The sequence below is a fragment of the Achromobacter sp. genome (genome assembly GCF_050285585.1).
Lineage (GTDB): Bacteria > Pseudomonadota > Gammaproteobacteria > Burkholderiales > Burkholderiaceae_B > Achromobacter.
In genome coordinates, this window is the sequence record NZ_JBLZXF010000076.1 from 1 (window position 1) to 6204 (window position 6204).

Annotated in this window: 5 protein-coding genes and 1 tRNA gene; all 6 read right to left on the reverse strand. The window is 65.9% G+C overall.

Features of this window, described 5'->3' with window-relative positions; translation table 11 throughout:
• Positions 1-10: 10 nt before the first annotated feature.
• Positions 11-86: transfer RNA gene (locus ACN6PJ_RS30900), tRNA-Val, on the reverse strand.
• A gap of 169 nt (positions 87-255) precedes the next feature.
• On the reverse strand, positions 256-528 hold the full coding sequence (locus tag ACN6PJ_RS30905) for an HU family DNA-binding protein (RefSeq protein ID WP_003812968.1): 273 nt from the start codon (positions 526-528) through the stop codon (positions 256-258).
• Between the two features lie 353 nt (positions 529-881).
• On the reverse strand, positions 882-1562 hold the full coding sequence (locus ACN6PJ_RS30910) for a Fe2+-dependent dioxygenase (RefSeq protein ID WP_427999456.1): 681 nt from the start codon (positions 1560-1562) through the stop codon (positions 882-884).
• A gap of 57 nt (positions 1563-1619) precedes the next feature.
• Complete coding sequence (locus ACN6PJ_RS30915; protein ID WP_427999457.1) at positions 1620-2864, reverse strand: cystathionine gamma-synthase family protein; 1245 nt, start codon at positions 2862-2864, stop codon at positions 1620-1622.
• A 58-nt stretch (positions 2865-2922) separates the two neighbouring features.
• The gene (gene rlmB, locus ACN6PJ_RS30920) at positions 2923-3660 is read right to left on the reverse strand and encodes a 23S rRNA (guanosine(2251)-2'-O)-methyltransferase RlmB (protein WP_427999458.1); all 738 of its coding nucleotides are present in this window, start codon (positions 3658-3660) and stop codon (positions 2923-2925) included.
• 166 nt (positions 3661-3826) lie between these two features.
• Complete coding sequence (gene rnr, locus ACN6PJ_RS30925; protein WP_427999459.1) at positions 3827-6202, reverse strand: ribonuclease R; 2376 nt, start codon at positions 6200-6202, stop codon at positions 3827-3829.
• Positions 6203-6204 lie beyond the last annotated feature (2 nt).

Here is a 6204-nt window from a genome sequence, read left to right on the forward strand (position 1 = left end):
GCGGTGCTTTTGGTGGGTGCTACAGGGGTCGAACCTGTGACCTACGCCTTGTAAGGGCGCCGCTCTACCAACTGAGCTAAGCACCCGATCCTGACACTTTCAGTGCTGCATGAACACGATGACTTGTTCAACACAGTGACCAATTCGCAGCCAACTCGGGGTACTCAAAAGCAATACGCGGGCCGGAGTATACCGGACCGCGTCATTGTCGGCAAATCGCGTGGGGCCGGTGCCCGGCGATTGCCTTGCCGTCCATTAGTTGACGGCGTCCTTCAGGGCCTTGCCCGGACGGAACTTCGGCACCTTGGCCTTCTTGATCTTGATGGTTTCGCCCGTGCGCGGGTTGCGGCCGGTGCGAGCGGCGCGAGCCGACACGGCAAACGTGCCAAAGCCAACCAACGTAACCGTACCGCCCTTCTTCAGGGTGGTCTTGACGGCACCGATCAGGGCGTCGAGCGAACGGCCGGCAGCAGCCTTGGAGATGTCGGCCTTGCTGGCGATGTGATCGATGAGTTCGGTTTTGTTCATGCAGGTGTACCCCTCACAAGGTGTGGAGTCTGCCGGGGGCGGAGTTCATGGCCGTCAGGATGGATGCCACAAATGGACGCGAGACCAGGCAAACGACGAACAGACAGTGGATAAACTTTTTTCTTGCGCTGCAAAGCACAACTTTTAAACTGCTGCGCCGCTTAGGATTCAATGGCACAAGCCTTCGAATCGTCAGCGACGCAGACGTGTATTAGGCCTTGGCGTAGCGCGGCTGTCAAGCGAAAACCTCACCATAACCCGCGCCAATACTAGCTTTTGGCCGTTTTCGCAATAAACAGAAACGCGCAATTCGGCGTTTGCGCGACACTGCGTTACGACGCATCAATGTTGCGTCAGACGTCGGCCCATCGACGCAGCAAATTGTGGTAAATCCCAGTCAGCTGCACGATGGACGGATGCCCAGCGGCATCCTGGTTCAAGCGCTGTATGGCCACGTCCATGTCCAGGAGCAAGGCGCGCTGGCTGTCTTCGCGCACCAGGCTCTGCATCCAGAAGAAGGAAGAGACGCGCGCGCCCCGCGTGACCGGGTTGACCTTGTGCAGGCTGGTGCCGGGATACAGCACCATGTGCCCCGCCGGCAGCTTCACCGCGCGCGGACCATAGGTGTCGTCGATGACGAGTTCGCCGCCCTCGTAGGAATCGGGCTCGGAGAAGAACAACGTGGCGGACAGGTCCGTGCGCACGCGCTCTGCGCTGCCGGCAATGCCGCGCACCGCGTTGTCCACGTGGTAGCCGAAGGCCTCGCCGCCTTCATAGCGGTTGAAGAGCGGCGGAAAGATCTTGCGGGGCAGCGCCGCCGACATGAACAGATTGCTGCCGGCTAGCCGCTGCAGGATCAGGTTGCCCAATTCCTGGGCCAGGGGATGCTGCTCGGGCAGCTGGCGGTTGTGCTTCACTTCGGCGGACTGATGGCCCGCCGTCACCTTGCCGTCGACCCAATCGGCCGCATCCAGGCGGCGCCGGATATCGGCTGCCTCTTGCGTCGTGAAAATCTCTGCTATTTGTATGAGCATGCGCCCCACCCCGTTTTGCGTTGCGGACGCGGGCCGCAAGGCCGCCCGCGTGCCGCATTATCCCTTCAGACAGCCGGTGAGCGCCTGATCGAAATCAAACAGCAAATCGGCTTCGTCCTCGATGCCCACCGACACGCGGATGAGGCTGTCCGCGATGCCCATCTGCTTGCGGCGCTCGGCGCCCATCTCGTAATAGATGGTATGCGCGGCAGGCAACGCCAGGCTGCGGGTGTCGCCCAGGTGGGTCGCCATCAGCACCACGCGCAGACGGTTGAGGAAGTCGAAGCAGTCCACGCCGTCGGCCAGCTCCACGCCCAGCAGGCCGCCGAAACGCGAACCGAACAGCGCCGCCGCGCGCGCGTGCTGCGGATGGCTGGCCAGGCCGGGGTAGTGCACCTTGGCCACGCCGGGGTGCTCTTCCAGGAAACGCGCCAGCGCCAGCGCGTTGGCGCAGTGTTTGGCCATGCGCAGGGCCAGCGTTTCAGCGCCCACCGCGATGCGGTGCGCCGGCTCGGCCGCCAGCGTGCCCCCCATGTCGCGCAGGCCCTTCTTCTTGATCTGCGTCAGGCCCCAGCCGGTGGCCGGCCCCTTTCGATAGGCTTCGTAGATGTTCTCGTAACCCGACCAGTCGTAGAGGCCGGTATCCGTCACCGCGCCGCCCAGCGCATTGCCATGGCCGCCGATGTACTTGGACAGCGAATTCATCACCAGCGAGGCGCCCACGGAGGCCGGACGGAACATCCAGGGCGAGGTCAGCGTGTTGTCCACGACGTAGACCAGGCCCTTCTCGCGGCAGATCTCGCCGATCACCGCCAGGTCGGCGACCTGCGTGCCCGGATTGGCGATGGTCTCGGTGAACACCATGCGGGTATTGGGCCGGATGGCGGCGCGCACCTGCGAGGAATCCGTCGCGTCCACGAAGGTGATCTCGACGCCCAGTTCCTGCAGCGTGCCGAAAAGACTATTCGTATTGCCGAACACGAACTGACTGGAAACCAGGTGGTCGCCGCGGCGCAGCAACGTCGTGAAGATGGCGGCCAGCGCAGCCATGCCGGTCGCGAAGCTGACCGTGCCCTTGCCGGCTTCCATCTGGCTGACCTTGGCCTCCAGCGCGGTAGTGGTGGGCGTGCCCTGGCGCGCGTACGTGAAACCCGCCTTGCCCTGGAACACCGCGGCGAGCTCGCGCGCGTCGTCGTAGGCGAACTCCGACGACGGATGCATGGGCTTGTGCACCGCTCCGTGCTCGACGGATTGCTTGCGGTCGGAATGGAGGATGGTGGTGGTAAAGCCGTTCTCGTGCATGATGGGCTACGCGATAGGAAAAGGATCTGCCGTCTGGCAGGGAATCGAAACGGAAAAATCAGGACCGGCGCTGGCGCACGGTTTCATACAGGCAGACGGCGCTGGCCACGCTGACGTTCAGGCTTTCCACCGAGCCCAGCATCGGAATGTTCACGAGCTGGTCGCAGGTTTCGCGCGTCAGCCGGCGCATGCCCTCGCCTTCCGCGCCCATGACCCACGCCATCGGCTGGCGCGCATCGATCTGGTGCATGCTGTCGGGGGCCTGGTCGTCGGTGCCCACCAGCCACACCCCGCGGTCCTTCAGGCCCCGCATCGTGCGAGCCAGGTTGGTCACCATCAGGTAGGGAACCGTATCGGCCGCGCCGCAAGCCACGCGCTGCACCGTCGCGTTCAGGCCGACGGCCCGGTCGCGCGGCGCGATGACGGCGTGCACGCCGGCGGCGTCGGCGGTGCGCAGGCAGGCGCCGAGGTTGTGCGGATCGGTCACGCCATCCAGGATCAGCAGCAGCGGCGGGCCTTCGATCACGTCGAGCACCTCGTCCACGTCCACCGCCAGCTGGCGCTCGTCCGCCAGCGCCACCACGCCCTGGTGGCGGGTGCCGCGAGCCAGGCCGTCCAGACGCTCCATCGGCACCGGATGCAGGCGGCAGCCCGCCTTTTCGGCCTGATCGATGAACGTCTGCATCCGCTTGTCGCGGCGCGACGCCTCTACGTAGATTTCCCTGATCGATTCGGGGGCGTGGCGCAGCCGCGCGACGACCGCGTGAAACCCGGCCAGAACTTGGGTCGACGCCATAAATGCAATACCTTTAGATAAACGAATACCCGCCCCAGAGCGGGGCGGGCCACCGGACCACGCCGGCAATAAACGCAATGTTACCCCTTATGGCTCGCCATATGGCTCGCCATATGGCTCGCCGTATGGCCTGGCCGCCGAACGGCGGCCGCGCCACCGGCCGGGCTCAATGGCGCTTGTGCGTTGCCTTCTTGGCGGGCGCGGCGCGCTTGGACGCCTTGGACGCCCGGGGCGGCTTGCTGGCCTTCTTGGCCTCGGCGCGCCTTTCCTTGGCGGTCTGGCCCTTCAGGGCGGCCGGCTTCGGGGAAGCGGCCTTTTTCACGCGCCGTGCCGGCTCGTCGGGCCCGCGGGCCGCCGCCTTGCGCAGCGCGTCGAAGCTCGTGCCCTGCACCAGGCGGAACTCGATGCGGCGCGCCTCCAGGTCCACGCGCGACACCTGCACCTGCACCTTGTCGGTCAGGCGGTAGCGCATGCCGGTGCGCTCGCCGCGCAGCTCATGCAGGGCGTCGTTGAACTGGAAGTACTCGCCGCCCAGTTCCGACACATGCACCAGCCCCTCGACGTGCAGGGTGTCCAGCGTGACGAAGATGCCGAAACTGGCGACGCCGGTGACCGTGCCGCTGAAGTCCTCGCCCACGCGCTCCTTGACGAACCAGCACTTGAGCCAGGCTTCGACATCGCGCGAGGCCTCGTCGGCGCGGCGCTCGCTGGCCGACAGCACCAGGCCCATCTTCTCCCAGATGGCGTGTTCGTGCTCGCGCTGGGTGCGGCCGATGACGACCGGCTGGTCGTCCAGGCTGGGCACGTAGCGCTGCCCAGCCAGCAAGGCCTTGATCACCCGGTGCGTCAGCAAATCGGGATAGCGGCGGATCGGCGACGTGAAGTGGCTGTAGCCCGGATAGGCCAGGCCGAAGTGACCCATGTTGTCGGGGCTGTAGACGGCCTGCTGCATGGAACGCAGGCACATGGTCTGGAGCAGCTGGTAGTCGGGGCGCCCGCGCACCGACTCCAGGAAATCCCCGTAGTCCTTGGCCGTGGGCGTGTCGCCCCCGCCCAGCGACAGGCCCATCGTGCGCAGGAATTCGCGCAGCGACTGCAGGCGCTCCGGCGTGGGCCCCTCGTGGATGCGGTACAGGCCGGGATGCTTGCTGCGGGTCATGAAGTCGGCCGCGCAGGTGTTGGCGGCCAGCATGCACTCTTCGATCAGCTTGTGCGCGTCGTTGCGCACGGAGGGCACGATCTGCTCGATGCGGCCGAGCTCATTGCAGACGATCTTGGTCTCGACGGTATCGAAATCGATGGCGCCGCGCTTCTTGCGCCCTTGCGAAAGCAGCTGGAAAAGCTCGTACAGATGCTGGACCTGCGGCATGACGCTGCGCATGGCGTGCGCGGCCGGGCCGCCGGGCTGCTGCAGGGCGGCCCAGATATTCGTATAGGTCGTGCGCGCATGCGAATGCATGACGGCGTTGTAGAACTGATAGGCCGTGACCGTGCCGGCCTTGGCGCCGCTGGCCGGGATGACCATGTCGCAGACCAGCACCAGGCGGTCGACGTCGGGGTTCAGCGAACACAGGCCGTTGGACAGGGACTCGGGCAGCATCGGGATGACCCGGCGAGGAAAGTACACGCTGGTGCCGCGCTCGATCGCGTCGTCGTCCAGCGCATCGCCCGGGCGCACGTAATGGCTTACGTCCGCGATGGCCACCAGCAGGCGCCAGCCGGGGCGCTTGCGCTGGCCCGTGCCCAGCTCCACGGGTTCGCAATACACCGCATCGTCGAAGTCGCGCGCGTCCTCGCCGTCGATGGTGATGAGCGGCACGTCGCGCAGGTCGATGCGGTCTTTGAGGTCCGATTTCCTGACCACGTCCGGCAGGCGCGCGGCCTGCTTGCGCGCGGCCTCCGAGAATTCGACGGGCACATCGAACTTGCGCACCGCGATCTCGATCTCCATGCCGGGATCGTCGATCTCGCCCAGCACCTCGGCCACGCGGCCCAGGGGCTGCGTGTGGCGCGTGGGCTGCTCCATGATTTCCACCGCGACCACCTGCCCGTGCTGGGCGCCGTTGGTGTCGCTGGGAGGGATCAGGATGTCGTGCTTGATGCGCTGGTCTTCGGGCACGACGATGGACAGTCCGTGCTCGTGCAGGAAACGCCCCACCAGCTTATTGGTGCGGCGCTCGATGACTTCGACGATGGTGCCTTCCGGCTTGCCCCGGTATTCGCCCGTGGGCTTGACCAGCACGCGGTCGCCATGCAGCACCTTCAGCATTTCGCGCGGCGACAGGAACAGGTCCGGCCCGCCGTCGTCGCGCAGCAGGAAGCCGAAGCCGTCGCGATGCCCCAGCACCTTGCCGGCGATGAAATCCAATTTGGTGGCCAGCAGCAACACGCCCTTGCGGTTGGGCATGAGTTGCCCGTCGCGCTCCATGGCGCCCAGCCGGCGCTCGAATCCCACCATCGTTGCGGCGCGCTCGATGCCCATGCGCTCGGCCAGCTCCACCGGAGACAGCGGCGAGCCCGCGGCACGCAGCGCTTTCAGGATGG

Coding starts and splice junctions, on each gene's coding strand:
- rlmB (WP_427999458.1), bottom strand. CDS start 3,660: ATGGCGTCGACCCAAGTTCTGGCCGGGTTTCACGCGGTCGTCGCGCGG.
- ACN6PJ_RS30910 (WP_427999456.1), bottom strand. CDS start 1,562: ATGCTCATACAAATAGCAGAGATTTTCACGACGCAAGAGGCAGCCGAT.
- ACN6PJ_RS30905 (WP_003812968.1), bottom strand. CDS start 528: ATGAACAAAACCGAACTCATCGATCACATCGCCAGCAAGGCCGACATC.
- ACN6PJ_RS30915 (WP_427999457.1), bottom strand. CDS start 2,864: ATGCACGAGAACGGCTTTACCACCACCATCCTCCATTCCGACCGCAAG.